Genomic DNA, 21979 nt, shown 5'->3' with positions numbered 1-21979 from the left:
ATGACGGCCGACCGGGTGCGGGTGTCCCGCAGGAACATCGAGGAGGCGGCATGAGCGCGGACCAGGACGCCGAGACCACCCGCGAGGCCGCGCGCAGCGGTGCGCGGCGAGGTCCGGGCGGGGGTGGCCCGATGGGCGGGATGGGCATGCCCACGGAGAAGGCGATGAACTTCGGGGAGTCGCTCAAGCGGTTCGCCGCGCTCATGCGCCCCGAGCGGGCGCGGGTGATCGTGCTGACGCTCAGCGGGATCGTCTCGGTCGCGCTCATGGTGGCGGGCCCGAAGATCCTGGGTGAGGCGACCGACGTCATCTTCGACGGCGTCGTCGGGCGGATGCTGGCCGGGCAGGTCCCGGCCGGCACGCCCGTGGACCAGGTGGCCGACGGGCTGCGCGCCCAGGGGCAGGACCAGCTCGCGGACATGCTCGCGGGCATGGACGGCGTCGTCGTCGGGCAGGGCATCGACACCGGCGCCCTCGTGACGATCCTGGCCTGGGCGGTCGGCGTGTACGTCGCCGCGTTCCTGTTCGGCTGGTGGCAGGCGCGGATCACGGCCATCGCCGTGCAGAACACGATGCGCACGCTCCGCGCGGACGTCGAGGCGAAGCTGCACCGGATCCCGCTGAGCTACGTGGACAAGCAGAAGCGCGGCGAGATCCTGTCGCGGGTCACCAACGACATCGACAACGCCGCCCAGACCGCCACGCAGACCCTGGCGCAGCTGGTGACCTCCCTGCTGACGGTGGTGGGCGTGCTGGCGATGATGTTCTGGATCTCGTGGATCCTGGCGCTGGTGGCGCTCGTGACGGTGCCGCTGACCGTGGTCGTCACCGCGCAGATCGCCAGGCGGAGCCAGCCGCAGTTCATCAGGCAGTGGGCCAGTACCGGGCGGCTCAACGCGCACATCGAGGAGATGTTCACGGGCCACGCGCTGGTCAAGGTGTACGGGCAGCAGGGCGCGTCCGCCGCCACGTTCGCGCAGGAGAACGAGCAGCTGCACGACTCCACGCGCAGCGCGCAGTTCATCTCCGGCACGATGCAGCCGGTGATGGGGTTCATCGGGAACCTGAACTACGTGCTGATCGCGGTGATCGGCGGGCTGCGGGTGGCCTCGGGCCAGCTCAGCATCGGTGACGTGCAGGCGTTCATCCAGTACTCGCGGCAGTTCACGCAGCCGCTGGCGCAGGTCGCCTCGATGATGAACCTGCTGCAGTCCGGCGTGGCGTCGATCGAGCGGGTCTTCGAGCTGCTGGACGCGCCGGAGCAGGAGCCGGACCCGGCGGATCCCGTGGTGCCGAACCACGGCGGGCCGGTGCGCGGCCGGGTCGTGTTCGACGGCGTCGAGTTCGCCTACAGCCCGGACAAGCCGCTGATCACCGGGCTGGACCTGACCGCCGAGCCGGGGCAGACGGTGGCCATCGTCGGGCCGACGGGCGCGGGCAAGACGACCCTGGTGAACCTGCTGATGCGGTTCTACGAGGTGAACGCCGGGCACATCACGCTGGACGGCGTCGACGTGCGCGAGATGACCCGCGACACCCTGCGCGGCGGCATCGGGATGGTGCTGCAGGACACCTGGTTGTTCAAGGGGACCATCGAGGAGAACCTGCGGTACGGCGTGCGGGGCGAGCTGTCCCGTGACGAGTTCCTGGCAGCCACGCGCGCCTGCCACGTGGATCCGTTCGTGCGGACGCTGCCCGACGGGTACGACACGCAGCTCGACGACGAGGGGTCCAGCCTGTCGGCGGGGGAGAAGCAGCTGCTCACGATCGCGCGGGCGTTCCTCGCGGATCCGGCGATCCTGGTGCTCGACGAGGCCACGAGCTCGGTCGACACGCGCACCGAGGTGCTGGTCCAGGAGGCGATGCACCGGCTGCGGCAGGGACGCACCGCGTTCGTGATCGCGCACCGGTTGTCGACGATCCGGGACGCCGACGTGATCCTGGTGATGGAGCACGGGGACATCGTGGAGCAGGGGAGCCACGAGGAGCTCCTGGCCGCCGGCGGGGCCTATGCGGCCCTGTACCAGAGCCAGTTCGCCGCTCCGCTGGCCTCGGAGGAGGAGGCCCCGGCGCCGGCGTGAGCGCGGGCCGCCGATCGCTGACCTGACGGCTCCGACAGGTCAGCGATCGGCGGTCCGGGGGGCGCCGGTCCGGGCGTCGGGCAAGTAACGGCCGTTCCCTGGAGAACGTTTTCGGAATCGTATCGATTCGGCTATGGTGGGCCGCATGACGACGTCGTCTCTCTTTCGCCCGCCCGTTGCCCGTATCCCGGACCCGTCGCTCGCGCATCGTCGCGCCGAGGCGACCGTCACCCTGCTGGGGGACGATGGTGCCCCGCTGACCGACGCCGAGGTGATCGTGCGGCAGAAGCGGCACGCGTTCTGGTTCGGGTGCATCGGGTTCGACCTGATCGATCTCGCCAACGGCCACGAGCGGACCGGATACGGGTCCGATCACCGGGCGGACAGCGGGGCCTCGCCGGATCTCGGGTACGACCAGCGCCTCGCGGAGGCCTGGCTCGAGGTGTTCAACCAGGCGACGCTCCCCTTCTACTGGGGGACGTTCGAGCCGGAGCGCGGGGCGCCGCGCGCCGGGCAGCTGCGCCGGGCCGCGGAGTGGTTCCGGGAGCGGGGGGTGGTGGTCAAGGGGCACCCGCTGATGTGGCACACGGTCCAGCCGGGCTGGCTGCTGGACGTCGCGCGGGAGGGCGGCGACGCCGTCACGGCCGCGGGGCTGGACGAGGTGGAGCGGCTGCAGCGGGAGCGGATCCGGCGGGAGGCCGGCGGGCTGGCCGGGGTGATCGACGTCTGGGACGCGATCAACGAGGTCGTCATCATGCCGGTGTTCACGGCCGAGGAGAACGCGATCACGCCGCTCGCGCGCGCCCGGGGGCGCGTCGAGACGATCCAGATGGCGTTCGAGGAGGCGCGGGCCGCCAATCCCAGGGCGACGCTGCTGCTCAACGACTTCGACATGTCGACGGCGTACGAGTGCCTCATCGAGGCCGTGCTGGAGGCGGGGATCGAGATCGACGTGCTCGGGCTGCAGTCCCACATGCACCAGGGGTACTGGGGCGAGGAGAAGACGGAACGCATCCTGGAGCGGTTCTCCCGGTACGGGCTGCCGATCCACTTCACCGAGACCACCCTGATGTCCGGCGACATCATGCCGGCGCACGTCGTCGACCTGAACGACTGGCAGGTCGAGCACTGGCCCAGCACCCCGGAGGGGGAGGCCCGGCAGGCCGACGAGCTGGAGCGGCACCTGCGCACGCTGCTCGCCCACCCGAGCGTGGAGGCGTTCACCTACTGGGGGTTGTCGGACCGCGGGATGTGGCTGAACGCCCCCGGCGGGCTGCTGCGCGCCGACGGGTCGCCCAAGCCCGCCTACGACCGGCTTCGCGAGCTGGTCAAGGGGGAGTGGTGGCTCGCCGACACGCGCCTGCGCACCGACGCGGCGGGGCGCGTCACGTTCTCCGGGTTCCTCGGGGACTACGAGATCGAGGCCGCGGGCTCCACCTCCGCCGTCGCCCTGACCTCGCCGGGGGCGACGACCGCGGAGATCCGCGTGTGACCACGGCGCGGATACTGGCGTGAATGTGGCCTGAGTCCTATTTTGAAGGCGTTCCTTCGTGCTGACCCGCTACGGAAGGCCTCTCGATGAGCCACGTCAGTGAGCCAGATCCCTCGTCCGTCCAGTCGTCCTCCCCGGCCGGCCCGCCTCCGCCGTCGTCGTCGTCGGTGCCGGCGGGCCGGCCGCCGTCGTCCGTCGTCGCCGAACCCCAGGGCGTGCGGCGGGCCGAACCGCGCGGGCGGGCCGTGCCCGCCGCGCCCGGGCAGGACATCCTCGAGCTGCGCATCCACGGCGTGGCGAACCTGCCGCCGCACGGCATCCTCGACCTGGCGCCGGAGGAGGTGGTCCAGACCGACGGCGACGTGCTGGGGAGCTTCTGGGTGCCGACGCCGGAGGCCGACGCCCGGGACCGCGCGCCCGGGCCCGGTGACGACCGGGACCGGCAGATCCCGCCGGGCGACCCGCACGAGATCCGCAACGACGTGCGCCGCGAGGCCTACTCGTGGGGCGCGATGTCGCGCCTGGGCAGGCTGCCGTTCGGCGGCCTGCTCGGGGTGATCGGCGCGATGGCGCTGCGGGTGATGTGGGTGGCCATCGTCCCGTTCGGCCTCGCGAACGCGGGGTACTGGGCGCGGCGCATCCCCGGCGCGTCGCGCGACCCGGCCGCGAGCCGGCTCGTGCCGGACGCCTCGGCGGCCCTGACCCGCGTGTTCTCGCTCCTGCTGACGCTCCTGTTCACGGCGACGACGGCGACGGTGGCCCTGTCGACCATCGGCACCCGGTGCATGGGGATGTCGGACGGCGACACGGTGTCGGTCTGCGCGCAGCTGCCGTCCGGGATGTACTCGCTGGCGCGGATGGACCACGGCGAACGGCTCGGCCTGCTGTCGCTCGTGCCCGTGGCCGCCGTCGGGATCCTCGTGCTCGTCGCGTACAGCGGCACCGTGCGGTTCGAGTCGCGCGTGTCCTCGCTGCGCGCCGGCGAGGTGGTCCCGGTCAGCGAGGGGCCGGTGCTGCGCCGCGCCGGCTTCTGGTCGCGCCGCACCGGCGTCGGCGCGCTGTACAGCCACCTGGGCGCGTCGCTGGGCCTGCTGTCGGCGCTCCTGCTGTGGACGTCCGAGCGCACCGGCTGGGCGGCGGCACCCGGCTTCGCCGTGACGGCCGTGGCGGCGTGGCTCGTCACGCTCCGCACCGACGACGACGGCGTGCAGCCCGCGGAGCCGCGCTGGAAGCCACGCGCCGCGTTCTCGGTGTTCGCCGGCGGGCTGGTGACGTGGCTCGGCGCGTGGGTGACGCTCGCGCGGGCCGGCGAACCCGCCCACGCGCCCGCCCTGATCGGGCTCGACGCCGTCCCGGGCCTGCTCGTGGTCGCGCTCGCCGGGATCGCCTCGACCGGTCTCGTGTGGCGGCGGGCCCGGCGGACCGGGCCGTGGCAGGCGGTGTGCTGGTCCGTGGTGCCGGTGATCGCCGTCTGCGCGACAGCGGCCGCCACGCTCCTGGTGCCCGGCGGCCGGCCGCTGCCGCTGGCGGTCCGCGCGGTGCTGCTCGGGGTCGCGACGGGGGCGCTCGCGGTCCCGGCCGTCTGGGCCGTGGTGCGCCGGCGGGTGAACGGGTCGCGCGCCGAGGGCTGGGGCGGCGCCGGGCCCGGCGTCTTCCTGCTGCTGTCGGCCTCGGCCGCCGCGGTGTACTCGAGCCTCGTCGTGGTCGGGATCCAGTGGTACCTGCGGTCCAGCCCCGGGCGCTCGATCGTGCCCGGGTCCCGGGACGGGCTCTGGGTCGACATCGCCGCGGTCGCCGACCCGCGCGACATGGTGCCCGTGCCGCCCGTCTACACCGAGTTCGGGGCGAGCGTCGCCGTGATCGTGGTGGTGTTCGGGCTGCTCATGGCCGCGCTCGTGGCGCCCGCGGTGGTCGACGCCGTCCGGCACGGCACCCTCTGGATCCCGCCCGCCGTCGACACCTCCGGGCCGCGGCGCGGGCCCGGGGCGCGGGCGGCCCGGGCCGCAGGGCGCGGGCTGCCGGGGGCGCGGACCGGGGACGTGATCGACCCCGACCTGCTCACCCCGGCCGCCCGGAGGGCACTGCAGGCGCGGCAGCTCGCGGCGATGACGCATCGCGCGGAGCTGTCCGTGTCGGCGCTCGCGGTCGCGTCGTGGCTGGCGCTGGCGGCGACGATCCCCCTCGCGGTGCCCGGCGCGCGGGCCGTCCTGGCGGGGTTCCCGGGCGACCCGGCCGGCCTGCTTTTCGTGCCCGCCTGGCTCACCGATCTGGCCGTGCCGATGCTCGGCACGCTCGCCGGCGCGCTGGTCGCCAGCGCGCTGGCGGGCTCGACCGACAACGCCACCCGGCCGTGGGGCCTGCTGTGGGACGTGCTGTGCTTCCTGCCGCGCAGCGCCCACCCGTTCGGCCCGCCGAGCTACGCGGAGCGGGCGGTCCCCGAGGTACGCAGCCGCGTGGAGGCGTGGCTCGCGGCGGTCGACGTCGCCGACGACGCCTACCGGCAGGCGGTCGCCCGGCGGCGGCGCGTGGTGCTGTCGGCCCATTCGATCGGCGCGGTGATCGCGGCGGCCGTGGTGCTCATCCGGTCGGGGAACCCGCTGGAACAGCAGGTGCCGGCCGCCGGGCGGGTCGGGCTGCTCACCTACGGGGTCCAGCTGCGGCCGTACTTCGGCCGGTTCTTCCCCGATCTGCTGGGGCCGCGGGCGCTGGGGCTGCCGCCGGTGGGGCCGCCGGCGTGGAAGGGGGACCCGTGGAACGTGGACGACGTCGCCGACACCGCCGACGGCGCGGCGGGCGAGCCGTGCGGGCGTGCGCTGACGGAACTGCTGGTGCCGCCCGCGGGCGGCCCGCCCGCCTGGGTGAACCTGTGGCGGCGCACCGATTTCCTGGGCTTCCCGGTGGTCGGGTACGAGTCCAACGACATCGACCGCGGCGCCGAGGAGGTCGACCGCTCCGCGTATCTCTTCGAGATCGGGCTGCACGGAGGTTACCCGCGCACGACCGCGTACCAGGAGGCGCTGGACGAAGTGGTGTCCCGCCTCGACCGGCCCTGACGTCGTCGGCCCTGACGACGTCGGCCCGGTTGTCGCCGGCCCCGCGTCGTCGTCGGAGTCCCTGCGGGCCGTTCGGAATGACGCCGTTGTCCTTCCGGACGGCCCGCAGGGCCGCCGTGCACCTCACGGTGCACCTTTCAGGGGTAAGTCTGGGGTTCTCGTGGTGCCTGCGGGGCCTTACGCGGCCGCCGGCAGTGGTGCGACGACGTCGCGGAGACGTCCCAGCGCGTGCTCGAGGATCTGCTGCACCCGGTCCCTGGTGAGGTTCAGACGGCGGCCGATCTCGTCGAGCGTGCGGGCGGTGCCGTCGACGAGGCCGAACCGCAGCTCCAGCACGCGGGCCTCGACGGAGTCCAGGTGAGCGAGCGCCTGGCGCACGCGGCGGCGCAGGACCGACTGCTCGGCGTCGGAGTCCGGCGTGCCGGAGTCCTGGCCGGGGACGTCGGCGCGCGCACCGGCGGCGATGGCGCGGACCACGGATCGGCGCACCCAGCGGGTGGCGAACGCGGCGAACGTGCCGTGCGACGGGTCGTAGTTCTCGGCCGCGCGCACGAGGCCGACGTTGCCCTCCTGCACGAGGTCCATGAACGGAAGGCGGCCGGAGTAGGCGGTCACGACCTCCGGGACGATGCGAAGGTAGGCGAGGACGAGTCGCTCCTTGGAGTATTGCCCGGCCTTGACCCGCGCTTCGAGGTCGGCACGCAGTGTCGGCGAGACGGCGGTCTTCGCGAGCGTGCGGGTGGCGGCGGTTCCGAGGGCGGCCCGCTCGAGGAGCAGAGCTTCCTCGGCCGGGTCGAGCGACGGCGTACGCTCGATGATCTCCTGGTAGGAGGCCGGAAGCGCGGGATGCGCTCCGGAACTCCGGGAGCGGCGCGAACGGGAGGCTCTGGCGGTTCTCATCACTGAACTCCTTCGTCGTGTACGAAGTTACCTTGGTGGGGACATTAGCGAACCATTGGTGTTCCTGGGAAGGGGGAGAAGTTCGCTGGGAGTGATATTCGGTGCGAAGCGGGGTGCGCGGGGGCGTAGGGCGAGGTGGGACGTGTGGGCGGTGCGGCAGAATCGGGTGGTGACCAACCCCGACGTCGTCCACCTCGACGATCCCGGCGACGAACGGCTCGCCGACTACATGCGGCTGACCGACGTCGCGCTGCGCAGCAGGCACGAGCCGGCCAAGGGGCTGTACATCGCCGAGAGCTCGCAGGTGATCCGGCGGGCGCTCGCGGCCGGGCACCGGCCGCGGTCGTTCCTGATGGCGCCGCGGTGGCTGGAGTCCATGGAGGGCGCGCTGGCGGCGGTGCCCGGGGTGCCGGTGTACGTGGCCCAGGAGCCGGTGCTGAAGGAGATCACCGGGTTCCACCTGCACCGCGGGGCGCTGGCGGCGATGCACCGGCCGGTGCTGGGGTCCGTGAGCGAGGTGCTGGCTGCGGCGCGGGGCGGGGCGGGGGCCCGGCGGGTGGCGGTGCTCGAAGATCTCGTTGACCACACCAACGTTGGTGCCATATATAGGTCAGGTGCAGCTCTTGGCGTCGACGCTGTGCTGGTGACGCCGCGGTGTGCGGATCCGCTGTACCGGCGGTCCGTGCGGGTCTCGATGGGGACGGTCTTCCAGGTGCCGTGGACGCGCCTGGAGTCGTGGCCGGGCGACATCGAGGTGCTGAGGGGTGCTGGGTTCCATGTGGCGGGCATGACGCTCGGTGCAGGTGCGATCACGCTGGATGAGCTTGTCGACCAGGATCATGAGCGTCTGGCACTGGTGTTCGGGACCGAGGGGCACGGGATGAGGCCGGAGACGGATCGCTTGCTGGATGCGCGGGTGACGATTCCGATGATGGGCGGGGTGGACTCGCTCAACGTGGCGGCGGCTTCGGCGGTGGCGTTCTACGCGACGCGGTGACGGCCTGTCGCCAGCGCTCCGCCGGCGCCGCGTGGGCATAGCACTCCGGCCCCTGGCTGGGCACATTCGATGCGGCGCGCGCTCCGCTGATGTCGGTGACCTCGGATATCGTTGGTGCGGATGCCAAGTGACTGGTCATCACCTCTGTGCCATCCCGACGATACGGGGAGGATTATGCGCCACGTCGTGCTCCCGGACACGATGTTGCGGTTCACCGTTGCGGATCGCAATTCCCTCTACACCGCGGTGCTGTATGCGTTCGGCGACGCGAGCGACCGGCTGGTCACATCGCTGTCAGCAGATGATGTGCGTCGGCACTTGGATGCGGTCGGCTGGCGCGACGACGTCGAGGACGTGGATCTCGCGGCGGCTCTCGACAAGATGGTGGGCTGGGGTCTCTTGGAGTCCGGCCAGAACCACACCGAGCGTTACCGCACGGTGCGCGAGTACGAACGCCGCAACCTCCAGTTCTCCCTCACGCGTCAGGGAGAGGCCGCACTGGCCGGGCACGTCGCGACTGTTGCCGCGCTCCAGGCGACCGGCGCACTCCAGACGGCCGTCCTGGAGGCGGTCGCCGAGCGCCTCGATCAACTCGCGGACCTCGCCGTTGAAGCTGACGAGGCAGTGCTCGATCGGAAGGTCTACGTGACCCTCCAGGAGCTGGAAGGCCACCTCGCGGGCCTGGCGCGCAACGTGAAGCAGTTCAACGCCGACCTGCAGCGGCTGCTGCGGGCCGAGGCTGTCGACGAGGAGACATTCGCCGACGTCAAGCAGGCGACCGTGACCTACCTCCAGGAGTACCTTTCGCGCCTCGATGAACGGGTTGCGCGCATCGTTCGTGCCTTGGAGCGAGTGCGTGTGGTCGGGGTGGACGTCGTCCTGGCCCGCGCGCTGGAGGGTGCCGAGCTACCGCCGCACCTGCGCAGCGCGAAGCAGGATGACCAGTGGTTGGAACACTCCCGCGCTCGGTGGGCTGGTTTGGATGCCTGGTTCGCCCCACAGGACGGCAGCCGCCCGCGGGTGGAAGAGCTGGGTTCTGCCGGTCGGCGCGCCATCCTTGCACTACTGCAGGTTCTGGAGCGGCTCTGGGCGGCTCGGCGCAGGCCGTCCAGCCTCGAGACCGATTTCCGCACCTTGGCGCGCTGGTTCGCCGCTGGGCCGACGGACGCCGACCTGCACCGACTCTGGCGGGCTGCGTTCGGTCTGCACTCCTCGCGGCACGCGCATCTGGACCGGACCGACCCGGAGGCAGTTCCCGGTGGGACGTCCTGGCACGACGCGCCGCCGGTGCCTGTGTCGCGCACGTTGCGCGAGTCCGGCCGTACGGCGGTGTTCTCCCGCACGGGGAAAGTGCGTGATGTCAGCGTCGTGCGTCGCGAGCGAGCCGCTCGAGCTCGGGCAGAACGAGAGGAGGCCGTGGCAGCGCTGTGGTTGCTGGGCGCTGGGGAGGACACGAGGCTCTCGGGGATCGCGCGCCTCGACGCGACGGCGTTCCGTCACCTCCTCGCTCTGATTGGTAAGGCCGTCGCGGTTCCGGGTGTGGAACCGCGCTCGGTTCGGACGTCCGACGGGCTGGTCACCCTGACACTCACGCCGCCGGTCGATGGCGCACGGACGACGTTGCAGACGACGTCGGGCGAGCTCGACTGCCCGGACTTCACGGTGCGGCTCAATGTCGTCCCGGTCCCGGCCGCTCCGTTGTCCTCTGTCGGAGTCGCGTCGTGAGTAACCTGCAGAACCAGCTTGTCGTCGCCGAGACCGTGGAGGTCCGCAAGGCGATCCGCTTGCTCTTGCGTACGCCGCTGATCCTTCGCCATCACAACGCTGAAGGCTATGACCTGATCCATCGCCGACGGGTCGCGGTGGGCGCATGGTTCGAGAACTACCTCGGCTGGGAGCTGAGGCTGAGCCCGCGCCGCGGGCAGGTTCGGCTCGTGAAGGTCGCTCCGCCAGCCTTCGAGCCCGGTGACTCGCGGCCGGCCACACAGCACCGCTCTGGCGTTCCGTTCGACCGGCATCGCTATGTCCTGCTGTGCGTCGCGGCCGCAGAGCTCGTGGCCCGTCGCGCTGTGACACTTGGCGAGCTTGCCGAGGCGACCGCGCGCGCCTGCGCCACCGACTCTGGCCTGCCGTCGTTCGAGACCACCAGGCACGGGCACCGGCGCGCGTTCGTTGACGTGGTACTCATGCTGGAGGCTGCGGGTGTCCTGGAGCCGGTGGAGGGCAGGGCCGAGTCGTTCACCGACGATGTGGCCACACCTGTGCTGTACCAGGTCGAGCAGGCTGCGCTGTTCTCGTTGCTCGCGGCGCCGGTCGGGGCGTCCTGGGTCGTGGTTGACCTGGACAGCGACCGCTGGATCGATGGCGCGGTCGACGGCCTGCTCGACGAACCTTCCTATGGCGAGAACTACCGTCGCGCGACCCGGCGTGACCTGGACCCGCCGCCACCGCCCGACGACGACGCCGCTCGCACCCGGCGTAACCTGTGGCTGCGCCACTCCACCCTCCGCGCGATGTTCGACGACCCTGCGCTCCACCGCGACCGGCTCAGTCCCGCCCAACGCGACTACCTGGACTCGATCAGCGGCCGCGAACAGCTGCGCAGAGCGGCAGAGACGGCCGGGTTCGTGCTGGAGACCCGTGGGGAGGGCTATCTCCTGGTCGACCCCGACCGGGTCGCGACGGACGAACTCTTCCCGGGCGACGGCGCGCCGTCGGTCGCCGCGCTGCACCTTGTCACCGAGCTCACGAGCGCCCCAGATTTTCGCCTCCACGTAGCGACGCTCCGCACTGCCCTGCGCGGTCTGCTGACCGCGAACCGCGGCTGGGCAAGGATCTACCAGGACGACGACGGCCCGGACCGTCTCCTGGCTGAAGGGCTCGCCCTCTTGGGGCGTCACCACCTCGTCACGCGCGACGGCGACCACGTGACGGCGCGCCCCGCCGCCCACCGATACCGAGATGCCGACCTGGTCGGCACTCCCCGCCCCGAACCTCAGGAGGACCCCGCATGACCGGCCGCTGGCAGCCGACCCGAGCTGGTCTGCTGAATGTCTGGCGCTACGTTGACGAGATCCTCTCGTTCGCCGACGGCCGGCTACTCCTGCGCGGTCCGAACGGCAGCGGCAAGTCCAAGGCGCTCGAGCTGCTCCTGCCATTCCTGCTCGACGCGAACCTGCGTGCCTCACGCCTGTCGACGTTCGGTTCGGGCGACCGGACGATGCATTGGAATCTCATGGGCCAGGGTGCTACGGGCAGCACCCGTGTCGGGTACGTGTGGCTCGAGGTGTTTCGAGAGGGCAGGGAGGGCGAGGAGCACGTCACGATTGGGGCGCGACTCCAGGCGAGCAAATCGGACACGTCGGTCCGCGTTGCCTACTTCGTGGCACACGCCCGCGTTGGGCACGATCTGGACCTGCAACCGGATCGTGAGCCGCTGACCGTCGCTCATCTCAAGGCGGCGCTCGTCGGCCGTGGCACAGTGTTCGAGGGCGATGTCGGTGGTTACCGGGACCATGTCCGCGCAATGCTCTTCCCTGGGATGGACCGCGACCGCTACGACGCGCTGGTCCAGGCGCTTCTGCAACTGCGTCGACCGAAGCTGTCCGAGCGCCTGGACCCGGAGAACCTCTCGACATTCCTGTCCTCCGCCCTGCCTCCGGTCGATGCGACGCGTATCGAGGAGCTTGCCGAGGGCTTCGAGCGCCTCGACCAGCGCCGCGCGGAGCTCGCAGAGCTTGCTGAGGAGGTGCGAGCGATCAGTGGCCTGCTGGACACCGCGCGGACGTACGGGGCCATGTTGCTCCGTGAGCGAGCCAGGACTGTCACCAGCGCGGCAACCGAAGTGGACAGCGCCTCGCGGGCACTCCGGGACGGCGCCGTCGAACTTCAGACGGCCGAGGAGAACGAGGTCGCGCTCGGAGAGCGGCGTGACCGGGCACAGACGCTGCTCGGCAAGCTTCACGCTAAGCACAAGGCGCTTGAGGACTCGGACGCCTACCGTGAAGGCCGCGACCTCGCAGACCTGCGGAAAAAGGCCGAGCAGTCAGCCAAGATCGCACGACGGTCCCAGAAGGACGCCGCCGACGCGCAGCAGTGGGCGGACCGCTTGGCCGGCAAGGCGACGGAAGCTCAGCGGACGTCGATCGAGCTGCGGCACGACGCCGAGAACGCTCACGGGAAGGCGGTCCGTCAAGCCGAGGCGCTCGGTGTGGACCATCTTGTCGGATCACTGGATCTGGGGTCGCACCTCGATGTCGTGGCACGATACATCGCTGAGATGGATGTGCTCGTCGGAAAATACGAGCAGGCGGTCGCGGACCGCGGCCGATGCGAGGCCGACCTCACCGGAGCCAAGGAATCGCGCGCGGAGGCGAAGACCCAGCTCGACGACGCCCGGATGTTCGCAGCCGAGGAGGAAGAGAGGCACGTCGAGGCCGTGGTGGCCTGGTCCAGGACCTGTGCCGAGCTCCGCCTGGACGAACCGGCCCTCCTCGCCGCGGTTGACGATGGTGAGCTGCGATCTCATGTCCAGGGCGCACGGTATGAAACCCGGCTGGTACTGGGGCGCGAGCGCGAGGGGGAGGCGCGTCTCCGCGACGCTGCCGCAGCAGATGCCCGTCGGCTTAAGATCGAACGTGACGAACTCGCAGCGCGACCTCAGGTCGCTCCCGATCAGCCGCCGTACAGGTCAGGGCACAAACAGCATGGTCCTGGTGCCCGGCTGTGGCAGATCGTCGACTTTCACGAGGACGTCGGGGAGGACGACCGGGCTGGGCTCGAGGCCGCACTCGAGGCCTCGGGACTGCTTGATGCGTGGCTGGGTCCCGACGGGAGCCTGTGGCCTGTCGGCCACGACACCGTCCTGGCTCCGATCCGCGCCGTCGACGGGCCCCGGCTGTCTCAGGCTCTTCGCCCTGACCTCCCAGCGGGCTCGGTGATGACGGTCGCCGCGGTCGCCGCTGTTCTGGACGCCGTGGCACTGCGCCACCCGACCGACGACGCGTCCCATTCCGCACCATCGAGCTGGGTCTCGCCTGACGGCCGGTGGGGGCTCGGTGTCGCCCGCGGCGCCTGGGCGAAGCCGGCCGCGCAGTACATCGGCGGGGCGGCCCGTGAACGGCACAGGGTTGAGCGGTTGGCGCTGCTCGCGGAGGAGATCGCCGATCGCGAGCAGACTGCTCAGGCGCACGCGGCCGCCGTCCGACGCCTTGACGACCGCCTTGCGCAGGTTGATGCGGAGGCGTCACTGCTGCCTTCAAGTGGGGCGCTCGACGTCGCACGCCAGGAGGCTGAGTCCGCTTCCGTGCGTCTTGCCGAGCGCGAGCGTGCCGAGCGCAAGGCCGCCGATGCGGTCACTGCTGCGCGGCATGCTGTCGACCAGGCCCACACGGTGCTCGTGACCGGAGCGCAGGAGCGCCGCTTGCCAACCACACGCGGCGAGCTCAAGACGATCTTGGCGGGTGTCACAGCACTGCGTGAGCTCGATCGGAAGCGTGACCAGGCGGAGAAGGCCGCCGAGGCCGCGCGCTTCGCGGCGACCGAGCAGATGGAGGAAGCCGAGCGAGCGAGCATGGACGCGGGAGCGCGGCGCGATCGTGCGACGGAGGACACAGAGGACGCCGATCAGGACGAGATCCGGCTCCGAATGCTGGAGCAGCGTCTGGGCGGCGCGTACGCGGAGACGGTGACTGAGCTCAAGAGGCTCGCCGACAAGATCGCGGATGAGCGCGGAACCGTCGATGCACTGAACCGCTCGCTGACCGAGGTGGGCAAGGAGGTTGCCCGCCTCGGTCAGGCGCAGGTCGCGTCGGAGGAAGCCCACCAGCGTGCCCTGCGCCACCGCTCAGACGTGTCCGACGCGTTCGTGCGGCTCCTGCGCACGACGCTCGCCGCCGACGCCGGGATCATGGAACCTCTCGCGAGGGACGCAGGCGTCACCGCCATCCTCGACGAGGCTCGACGCCTTGACCGCACGCTTCCCGCGACCCGCCCGAACGACTCGGCGCAGCACGGCCAGAACCGTCTCACGCAGCGGGTCCACGAGTCGCGCGAGAGGCTTGTTCGTCGGGCGCAGATCCACCTTGAGCCGGACGACGACGTTGTCGTCCCCGTCGCGGTTCTGCCCGGTCGGCGACTGGGGATGGCCGATCTCCTGAGTCTCGTGGCCGCCGAGGAGGCGCAGGCCCGGACCGAGATCACCGAGGGTGAGCACGCCCTGTTCGAGAAGGCCCTCACCGGCGATACGCGGCGGCACCTCTCCGAGACGATCCGAGACGCCGACGCCCTCGTGCATCGCATGAACGACCGACTGAAGACGGTCCGGACGGCCTCTGGAGTCCAGGTGCGCCTCCGGTGGGATGTCCGTGACGAGGTCAGTGGCGGCCTGCGCGATGCGCGGGCGTTGCTGCTGCGCAACCCGGCCATGCTCACCGAGGAGGAGAACGACGCCCTCCACACGTTCTTCCGCCAGCGGATCGACGCCGCCCACGTACAGGACTCCGGGCGGAGTTGGGCGGAACAGCTCGCGACCGTCTTCGACTACACTCAATGGCACCGTTTCCAGGTCCAGCTCTCGCGCCCCGATATCGACGGCTACCGCACCCTGACCAAGAAGACCCATAGCGTCCTATCGGGTGGCGAGAAGGCGATCGCGCTGCACCTGCCGCTCTTCGCCGCCCTCGCCGCCCACTACGAGGCGACTCCGGCAGCACCGCGCCTCATCCTCCTCGACGAGGTCTTCGTGGGGATCGACGAGATGAACCGCGGCCAGATTTTCGCTCTCCTCCGCGATCTCGACCTCGACCTCGTCCTCACCTCGGACCACGAGTGGGCCTGCTACCCGGAGGTACCTGAGATCGCCATCCACGCCCTCGCAGCTGGGGCCGACGACGACGCCGTCACCACCACCCGCTTCGTCTGGCGCAGCGGACGCCTGATACAGGAAGACGGCCTGCCCGACGACATCCTCACTCTTGAGGCCGTCCTGTGACCGATGTCGGGTGGGCCGACAGCCTTCACCCCCTGCTCCGTGAGTGCCACCGACGGCTTTCCACCGGGAAGCCAGTCAAGTCAGTCCGTCTCGGCCCCATCGACCGCGCCCAGCAGGGTGCGATCGCCGACCTCCTCGGCCTCGTGTCCCTTCCGACGGCTGGCGCGAGGATCCGGCTGGACGACGTGGCGGCCGCCGTCGAACGGCTGACCAGGCGATCATTCACCGAGTCGCTGTCCGCACTTTACGGGTCGATCGGCGATCAGGCCGCCGATCGTGAACGAGCAGCAGGCGCGCGCGTCGCGCTGTGGGCCTGGCTCCGTGACCATCCAGTCGTCAATTCTCTGGGCCTGGAGCCGTGGGCGAGGGAGGTCGAGGCCAGCGGGGTACGAGGCTCCATCGACACCATGCGGGCCAGCCTTGAGGCAGCACTCCTGGTGCTCAATGCCTTGCCGAGTCCTGGTGAGCCGCTCCCCGTTCTCGCCGGACGCACGCTCAACGACACCCACGCTCTAGATCCGGGAACAGCGGTCTCGTCTTTCGTCCTGGGCGCCCTCGCCGTCCGGGGCGGGTACCCGCGACCACAACGCAATGCCGACCGGCGGGCCTTGTGGCGATCCGTCGGCGTCTTCGACGACGTCCTTTCGTCCACGGTGCTCGTCGCAGGGCTCCCCGCAATCGGCGACACTCCTTCCGACCGGACGTGCCAGCTCGGTCATGCGGACGGGCGGGCCGTCGTCCTCACCCTCGCCGATCTGCATGACGGCGCGCCGACGCTCGCCCAGCCCACGACCGTCTGGATCGTCGAAAATCCGGCGGTCATCTCACTTGCGATCGCGGACCTCGGGCCAACCGTCCCGCCCATGGTGTGCACGGCGGGGTGGCCGAGCAGCGCAGCGCTCCTGCTCCTGACGGGCCTCGCACGGGCTGGCAACGTCCTTCGCTACCACGGCGACCTCGACGGCGAAGGGATCCGCATCGCAGCGCATGTCATCGATGCGACGGGTGCGACACCGTGGCGGATGTCCGTACGTGACTACCGGTGCCACGTCGCGAGTCGTGGTGCGCGGGTTGGGCGGGTCACTCCCGCACCATGGGACCCCGACCTCGCGTCGGCTCTCAGCGAGCATGACGTGGCGGTCCTCGAAGAAACGGTCTGGCACGCACTTCGGGCCGACCTGATGGCGGCTCCTGCAGAGTGACAGACCACCGATCCAAAGCGTTCGCCGCAGCGGACGCGCCAGTCCACGACCATTGCCGACCAAATATGCCAGCGGTTTCGGTGCTCGTCGATACGATCGTCTTATGGCGTGTGCCGGCATCCAGGCGGTGATCCAAGGGGGTGGGCGACGGTCGTGATCGATGTACTGCTCAACCATACGTGCACGCCGATCGACGAGGCAGTGTTTGTCGCGCTCCTGGAGAACTCCGTCGCAAGCACCTACGTCGACTACGAGAGAGCGCTCAGGACGTCGGAGATCTCGTTTAACGATCTCGTCCGTCTGGCACGGCATGGCGAGATCCCGTACACGCTGTTCTTCGCGCCACTGTCAGCTGTCGAGGCTCAGATCATGACCAAGACGGACAAACTGCTCAATGGGCTTAACAAGGACACTTTTTCGGTCAACTCCCGGGACAAGGTGAGCCTGCGCGACATCGAGCTCATCGTTAAGGATCTCCTCCGCAAGCAGGAGTTGCTCAAGATGCACGACACGACGCTAACGAAGAACCGGATCGTGGGACTACTCGCGAAGTCAGGTGAGTCCGTTGCGGCCGACGCCGCGACACTCATGGGCGCTCTGGGGCTGACCCACGAGTCCATCCGATCGGCCCGGAACAAGAGTGTGGCGCTGACGCACCTGATCGCATGCCTGGAATCCAACCAGGTCCTGGTGTCTCAGAGTGTCCAGCACTTCATGCCGCAGCGCCTGACGGGTGTGAAGTTCAGCGGTATGACGATCAAGGACGCGAAGGTCCCGTACATCTTCCTGGCCGGGGGAGACCCGGGCGATTATCAGGAGCCCGACGGACGGCGAATCTTCACGCTGACCCTGATGAGCGTGCTGATCGCCCGCAAGATCTTCGCGCCTGTCACCTACGACGGGAGCAGCATCGGCTCCACGGTGAAGCACGAGTACGACGTCGTCGGCGAGATGCTCATGCCGGCCAGTGCCCTGTGGGACGTGAGTCTGGCTTCCTTGGAAGAGATCAAAGCAGCGGCCGACGTCTTCAAGGTCACGCCGAGCGCCATGACGGTTCGAGCGATGCGGCTGGAAAGGCTTGGTGCGGGGACTGCGGTTGCCCACCTTGAGAAGCTGAAGGGCGAGTACGAGCATCGTCAGAAGTCTCAGGCGCGTACGCCGAGCCCGGTCAATGGCGTACGCAAGTACGCCGGTCGTGAGCTCGTGACCAGGATGCTCCATGCGCTTGACGACAAGAGGATCTCCCCCAGAGACTTCTGCCGTGCCGTGTGTTTGAACCGCATCGGGCCGTCGCAGATCAACGACCTCCGGAGCGCATTGCGATGAGCAGCGCTCGACACGAGTACGTCGTCGACAACAACACGCTCTCACGCCTGACTCGTGCCCAACGAGCGAGCAGCTTCTTCCGCGAGCACTGCCACATTCCCAGCGAGGTGCTGCACGAGGCGCGTGGCCTTCCTGACATCGCGACCCTTAAGGCCAACGAGTATCCAACCACGGCTGGGGTGCTCAAGTTTTTGATCGACGTCATGGCCTCGGTTCCTGTTGGGGACACGAAGCTGGTCGATCTGTACGCCAACCGCGGCAATGCCGATCCGCTACTGATCGCCTGTGCGCTCGACGGCCGGCGAGCCGACAACGAGTTCTTGTTCGGACCCACCTGGGTGGTGGTGTCCGAGGACAAGGCCGTGCGAGCCAAGGCGGAGGAGTTCGAGCTTAAGGTGATGACCAACGACGAGTTCGTCGCTGTCCTCGAAGACGGTTTGCCGCCAGCTGACGCGGAGTCTGGTCTCACGATTCGGTGAGTTAGAGATCGCCACGAAGAGGTGGCGCTGGATGACCCATACGGTGGAGAGTTCGGAGTGCTGCGGGCTATTGGTGGCAGGATCTGCCCGCCTGTCGCGGCTGCTTCAGTGCGCTGCTATCGCTCTCACCGCTGCGATCGCCGTGGCCGGATGCGGCCCGATCGGCCAGGTCGGCAGGGGGAATCTGGCTGACCGGTTGTCCCTCAGGTGCGACCGGACAACTGGGCCCGGGTGTATGCCACCCCGGTCGAAGCGGCCGCCTGGGCGGCGCCCTTGGATGCGGTACCCCTTGATGACGATGGAGAACCGCTCGACTACCCGGCCGACTTCAGCGAGGTCGGGTTGGAGAACCCGAACGACGAGGGTGCCGATGTTCGAACGGTGGCCATCATCGGGGACAACCCCGAGTCAGGCCAGACCCGGCAGGCGCCGGAAATGATCGAGCTGTCGAACTTGGTCACCGTTCCGAACGGCGGCAAGATCGTGCTCGACGTCGAACCGTTCACGCAGGAAGTCATCAGTGAGTACGCGCACACCAACGCCGTGAGCCTCAAGGCGTACTACTCCTTGTGACCGCCCATGAGGCTTGATCCGGAATCCGAGCGCTTTCTTGGCGGTGTCTCGCACGGCAAGGTCGTGGCCCGTCGAGAGCGGCACGACCGCTGGAGTGATCGCGATGCAGGTCGAGCCCAGTTCGACCAGGCTCGCCATAATCCCGGCATCGTCCGAAACAGCGATGGTGATATCGACGTCTCGGGCCCCGCGCGGAGCGTTACAGCGAGGCCGCCGATCCGGCCCACCGCGCGCCGAGGGCGTCCAGGTCGGACTCAGCCTGAGCGAGTACGGAATTGACGGACTGCATTGGCGCTACCCGCGGGCCGGGAGGTGGATGCGGTTGCCGAGCCTGTCGCTCGGCAGGAGCAGCCAGGTCCGCACGCGTTCCTCGATCTCCTCGTCGGACGCCTCGGGGTGCTCGCGGCGCATACGCTGCCGGTACGCCTGCACGCCCAACTCGAACATGTCGACGATCATCTGGAACTTCTCGACGTACGTCGCGGCCATGGCCCCATGCTATGCGACAGACGACCCGCCACACGGGAACCTGGACGCCGTTGATGTTTGCCCACTGACCAGTGCGAACGCCTTCGATAGAACCGCCGAGGTAGCGGGTCGCATGCCAGTTCGCTACCTCGGCGACAGGATCTCTGCCGAGGTGGCCGGCTGGGCTGCCCCTTCGTGCGGGTGTCCAGTTAACGGTCCTCGTGCAGAGAACGTGTGGTGGGTTCTCGTCGGGCGGTCCAGGGTGTCGCGGAGTTCGGTGCCAGCGTCGAGGTGACGTATGCCTTGTGGATCCCGAGAGCCTTCTGTGCACGGCGCAGCTTGTCCTGCAAGGGCATGAGCACGGGCTGGACCTGCTTCGCGCCACGCCCGGCATCCTTGATGTCGATGTGGAGTGCGAGGTGGATCCGGTTGGCCGCGGAGCAGACAACGGCGAGATCTCGCGCCGGGCTGTCGGACGTCGCGCGTGCGAGGGCGTAGAGCAGCGCCATGGTGCCGGCTGCTTTCCGGCCCACCGTGTTCGCCAGGTCGTCGGGCTGGTGCGCTCCCGGGTATGTGTAGTCCTTCATCTCGATGAGCCACAGATCGAGGCCGTCGAGCGCGACGACGTCGCATCCCTCGAGTCCCAGCTGTGTTGCCTTCTTGTACTGGGGGAGTTCGTCGAAGACCTCGGTGCGCCAGTCGGCCGGGAACATGAACCAGGTGCCGTCGACGAGCACCTCGGTGGGCGCGGTGGTGAATGGCATGACGCCTCACCAGGCCAGATAGCGGCCGGCCTGGTCGGCCTCGGCCTCCAAGGCGGCGACATACTCGATCTCGTCGAGGTCGTGGCTCGTCTGGGCGGTGACCTCGGCGAGAGCTCGGCCCTCGGCGTCGTCGGCCTGGCGCCGGGCCAGACCGATGTAGCGCGTGTCGATCTCACCAGCAGCCATCTGCAATTCCCGCAGCAGGAACATGCTGTGGGTGGCGACGAAGATCTGAGAGCCCTGCGACGCCAGTTCGACGAGCGCGCCAGCCACGGCCTTCTGCGACGCGGGATTGAGGTTGGCCTCGGGCTCGTCCCAGAACAGGTAACCGCCTTCGAGAAGGACACCGGAGGCGATGAGCCTGACGATCATCGCGAGCTTCCGATGGCCTTCAGCAAGGAGTGGCGCTTCGAGGTTGCCGATGCCCGGTTGCTTGAGGTAGAAGCGTCCGCCTTTTTCGATGACCGTGCCACCCTGAAGAATCTCCGTGAACGGCTTCAGGAGGTTGCTGGCGCGCTGCTCGCGCGGGCCGCGGAGAGCGGGTCGCAGCAAGAGGTCGACGGTGTCTTTCCACGTCTCCTCGAAGTTTGTCTCGCGCGCATTATACAAGGAGACAAAGGATGCGCCGAGTGAGAGCAGTTCGTGCGGCGGTAGGAAGACAGGTTCGTCCTCAAGCGCGCGGTTCGGGACGCTGGAGACAGTGACCTCTCGCTTTGCCTGTGATGAGAAGGAAACCCCGAGTGATTCGCTGATACCGGCGTACTTGATCTTGATGCCCGTCGTACCTGTGCCGCGGACGCGGCGCGAGAGACGGCCGATGCTTTCCGGGCGGAACGCACCGACGAGCTTCGAGGCGACAGCCGTCCCGAGGTCCTTCTTGGTGAGTGCATCGGCCTCTGCGAGCGCTTTCGTGGCCGCGTAAAGCAGCTTGAGGAGCTGGGACTTGCCTGTCGCGTTGTCGCCGACGACGACGTTCAGACCGGGTGCCAGCTGTATGTCGAGAGTGTCGAACGGACCGAAGGCCGACGCGTCGAGGTGTGCCAGCGGGTGTTTCGCCATGGCGCAGAGTCTAGGTCGCCGGACCGGTCGGACCGGGGATTTCGCGGGTCCGTTCTCACACCATCCGTGCCGGGTACGCCGTAGGTGAGATCAATGGATGCGGGTGAACCGGCGAGAGCAGCACGGCGGTTGCCGTGGCCGCATGCCTGGGGGACGGCGGCCACGGGCAGGTCGGGGTAGCCGCGTCCTGTCGCCGCCACGCGGGCCAGGGCGCGCCACACCACCCCGGTGGCACTGACCAGTCCGCCCGTACTGCCATCGTCGGGGCCGTCGATGACCTGGGAGACAAGGCTGGCGACCGCAGACAGGTCGCACAGTGGTCGACTGAATTGAACGACTGGCGGTGCTGCTTTTCGCAGCGCGGCGGCGCTGAGCGACGACTCGATCTCGCTGGACGGCCTGGTGGCGCAGATCGCGGCGGGCGACCACGTGAGGCTCGCCCTCGTCCTGGGTACGGAGGGCGACGGCCTGTCGCACGGCGCGGTGGAGGCGGCCGACGTCGTCGTCCGCATCCCGATGGCGGGGACGTCGACTCGCTCAACGTCGCGGCGGCGTCGGCGGTGGCGTTCTACGCGACGCGATGACGGCTGCTGC

General features: G+C 69.5%; 15 protein-coding genes and 1 pseudogene. 12 read left to right on the top strand and 4 right to left on the bottom strand.

The features are described 5' to 3' along the window. The first annotated feature begins 50 nt into the window (after nt 1-50). From ABD208_RS14900 to ABD208_RS14890, 3 genes are all read left to right on the top strand, one after another. Complete coding sequence (locus ABD208_RS14900; RefSeq protein ID WP_425561116.1) at nt 51-2081, top strand: ABC transporter ATP-binding protein; 2031 nt, start codon at nt 51-53, stop codon at nt 2079-2081. Between the two features lie 145 nt (nt 2082-2226). Continuing rightward, nucleotides 2227-3573, top strand: a complete 1347-nt coding sequence (locus tag ABD208_RS14895; RefSeq protein WP_344104294.1) for an endo-1,4-beta-xylanase — start codon at nt 2227-2229, stop codon at nt 3571-3573. A gap of 86 nt (nt 3574-3659) precedes the next feature. Further along, entirely contained in the window at nt 3660-6626 is a 2967-nt protein-coding gene (locus ABD208_RS14890; RefSeq protein WP_344104292.1) for a hypothetical protein, read from the top strand. 177 nt (nt 6627-6803) lie between these two features. Here the strand turns inward: ABD208_RS14890 and ABD208_RS14885 are convergent, their stop codons facing one another. After that, a complete protein-coding gene (locus tag ABD208_RS14885) occupies nt 6804-7526 on the bottom strand; it encodes a sigma-70 family RNA polymerase sigma factor (protein WP_344104290.1) in 723 nt (240 codons plus the stop codon). Nucleotides 7527-7695: 169 nt separating this feature from the next. Between ABD208_RS14885 and ABD208_RS14880 the strand changes: the two genes are divergently transcribed. From ABD208_RS14880 to ABD208_RS14845, 8 genes are all read left to right on the top strand, one after another. Further along, nucleotides 7696-8523 carry a TrmH family RNA methyltransferase gene (locus ABD208_RS14880; RefSeq protein WP_344104288.1) on the top strand — a complete coding sequence of 276 codons (828 nt, stop codon included), beginning with the start codon at nt 7696-7698 and terminating at the stop codon, nt 8521-8523. Nucleotides 8524-8697: 174 nt separating this feature from the next. Continuing rightward, entirely contained in the window at nt 8698-10248 is a 1551-nt protein-coding gene (locus tag ABD208_RS14875) for a TIGR02677 family protein (protein WP_344104286.1), read from the top strand. Continuing rightward, on the top strand, nt 10245-11537 hold the full coding sequence (locus tag ABD208_RS14870; protein ID WP_344104284.1) for a TIGR02678 family protein: 1293 nt from the start codon (nt 10245-10247) through the stop codon (nt 11535-11537). The genes ABD208_RS14875 and ABD208_RS14870 overlap by 4 nt, the downstream gene beginning before the upstream one ends. Continuing rightward, nucleotides 11534-15514, top strand: coding sequence for a TIGR02680 family protein (locus ABD208_RS14865; protein ID WP_344104282.1), 3981 nt, complete (start codon nt 11534-11536; stop codon nt 15512-15514). Before ABD208_RS14870 ends, ABD208_RS14865 begins: the two co-directional genes overlap by 4 nt. Then, nucleotides 15511-16716, top strand: a complete 1206-nt coding sequence (locus tag ABD208_RS14860) for a TIGR02679 family protein (RefSeq protein ID WP_344104278.1) — start codon at nt 15511-15513, stop codon at nt 16714-16716. The genes ABD208_RS14865 and ABD208_RS14860 overlap by 4 nt, the downstream gene beginning before the upstream one ends. Before the next feature lie 153 nt (nt 16717-16869). Continuing rightward, a complete protein-coding gene (locus tag ABD208_RS14855; protein ID WP_344104276.1) occupies nt 16870-18042 on the top strand; it encodes a hypothetical protein in 1173 nt (390 codons plus the stop codon). Then, entirely contained in the window at nt 18039-18521 is a 483-nt protein-coding gene (locus tag ABD208_RS14850) for a hypothetical protein (protein WP_344104273.1), read from the top strand. Before ABD208_RS14855 ends, ABD208_RS14850 begins: the two co-directional genes overlap by 4 nt. Nucleotides 18522-18728: 207 nt before the next feature. Beyond that, nucleotides 18729-19094 (top strand): hypothetical protein, encoded by a 366-nt coding sequence (locus ABD208_RS14845; RefSeq protein ID WP_344104271.1) that lies wholly within the window; start codon nt 18729-18731, stop codon nt 19092-19094. A 294-nt stretch (nt 19095-19388) separates the two neighbouring features. Here the strand turns inward: ABD208_RS14845 and ABD208_RS14840 are convergent, their stop codons facing one another. The 3 genes from ABD208_RS14840 to ABD208_RS14830 all read right to left on the bottom strand — a co-directional run bounded on the left by ABD208_RS14840 (nt 19389) and on the right by ABD208_RS14830 (nt 21385). Next, nucleotides 19389-19583: a hypothetical protein gene (locus ABD208_RS14840; protein WP_344104269.1), complete on the bottom strand. Its 195-nt coding sequence runs from the start codon at nt 19581-19583 to the stop codon at nt 19389-19391. A 188-nt stretch (nt 19584-19771) separates the two neighbouring features. Further along, complete coding sequence (locus ABD208_RS14835) at nt 19772-20326, bottom strand: hypothetical protein (protein WP_344104267.1); 555 nt, start codon at nt 20324-20326, stop codon at nt 19772-19774. A 6-nt stretch (nt 20327-20332) separates the two neighbouring features. Further along, nucleotides 20333-21385, bottom strand: a complete 1053-nt coding sequence (locus ABD208_RS14830) for an AAA family ATPase (protein WP_344104265.1) — start codon at nt 21383-21385, stop codon at nt 20333-20335. A gap of 357 nt (nt 21386-21742) precedes the next feature. On the opposite strand from ABD208_RS14830, the pseudogene ABD208_RS14825 reads away from it, so the two are divergent. Continuing rightward, nucleotides 21743-21969: pseudogene (locus ABD208_RS14825) on the top strand (TrmH family RNA methyltransferase); the annotation flags it as partial. Nucleotides 21970-21979: the final 10 nt, after the last annotated feature.

This window comes from Myceligenerans crystallogenes (genome assembly GCF_039529775.1).
GTDB lineage: Bacteria > Actinomycetota > Actinomycetes > Actinomycetales > Cellulomonadaceae > Myceligenerans > Myceligenerans crystallogenes.
This window is presented reverse-complemented; position numbering and strand designations above follow the sequence as displayed.

What these genes read in the sequence shown, in the direction of transcription:
- ABD208_RS14895 (WP_344104294.1), top strand. Translation starts at nt 2,227, where the DNA reads ATGACGACGTCGTCTCTCTTTCGCCCGCCCGTTGCCCGTATCCCGGAC.
- ABD208_RS14840 (WP_344104269.1), bottom strand. Translation starts at nt 19,583, where the DNA reads ATGGCCGCGACGTACGTCGAGAAGTTCCAGATGATCGTCGACATGTTC.
- ABD208_RS14900 (WP_425561116.1), top strand. Translation starts at nt 51, where the DNA reads ATGAGCGCGGACCAGGACGCCGAGACCACCCGCGAGGCCGCGCGCAGC.
- ABD208_RS14830 (WP_344104265.1), bottom strand. Translation starts at nt 21,385, where the DNA reads ATGGCGAAACACCCGCTGGCACACCTCGACGCGTCGGCCTTCGGTCCG.
- ABD208_RS14850 (WP_344104273.1), top strand. Translation starts at nt 18,039, where the DNA reads ATGAGCAGCGCTCGACACGAGTACGTCGTCGACAACAACACGCTCTCA.
- ABD208_RS14865 (WP_344104282.1), top strand. Translation starts at nt 11,534, where the DNA reads ATGACCGGCCGCTGGCAGCCGACCCGAGCTGGTCTGCTGAATGTCTGG.
- ABD208_RS14890 (WP_344104292.1), top strand. Translation starts at nt 3,660, where the DNA reads ATGAGCCACGTCAGTGAGCCAGATCCCTCGTCCGTCCAGTCGTCCTCC.
- ABD208_RS14875 (WP_344104286.1), top strand. Translation starts at nt 8,698, where the DNA reads ATGCGCCACGTCGTGCTCCCGGACACGATGTTGCGGTTCACCGTTGCG.
- ABD208_RS14885 (WP_344104290.1), bottom strand. Translation starts at nt 7,526, where the DNA reads ATGAGAACCGCCAGAGCCTCCCGTTCGCGCCGCTCCCGGAGTTCCGGA.
- ABD208_RS14835 (WP_344104267.1), bottom strand. Translation starts at nt 20,326, where the DNA reads ATGCCATTCACCACCGCGCCCACCGAGGTGCTCGTCGACGGCACCTGG.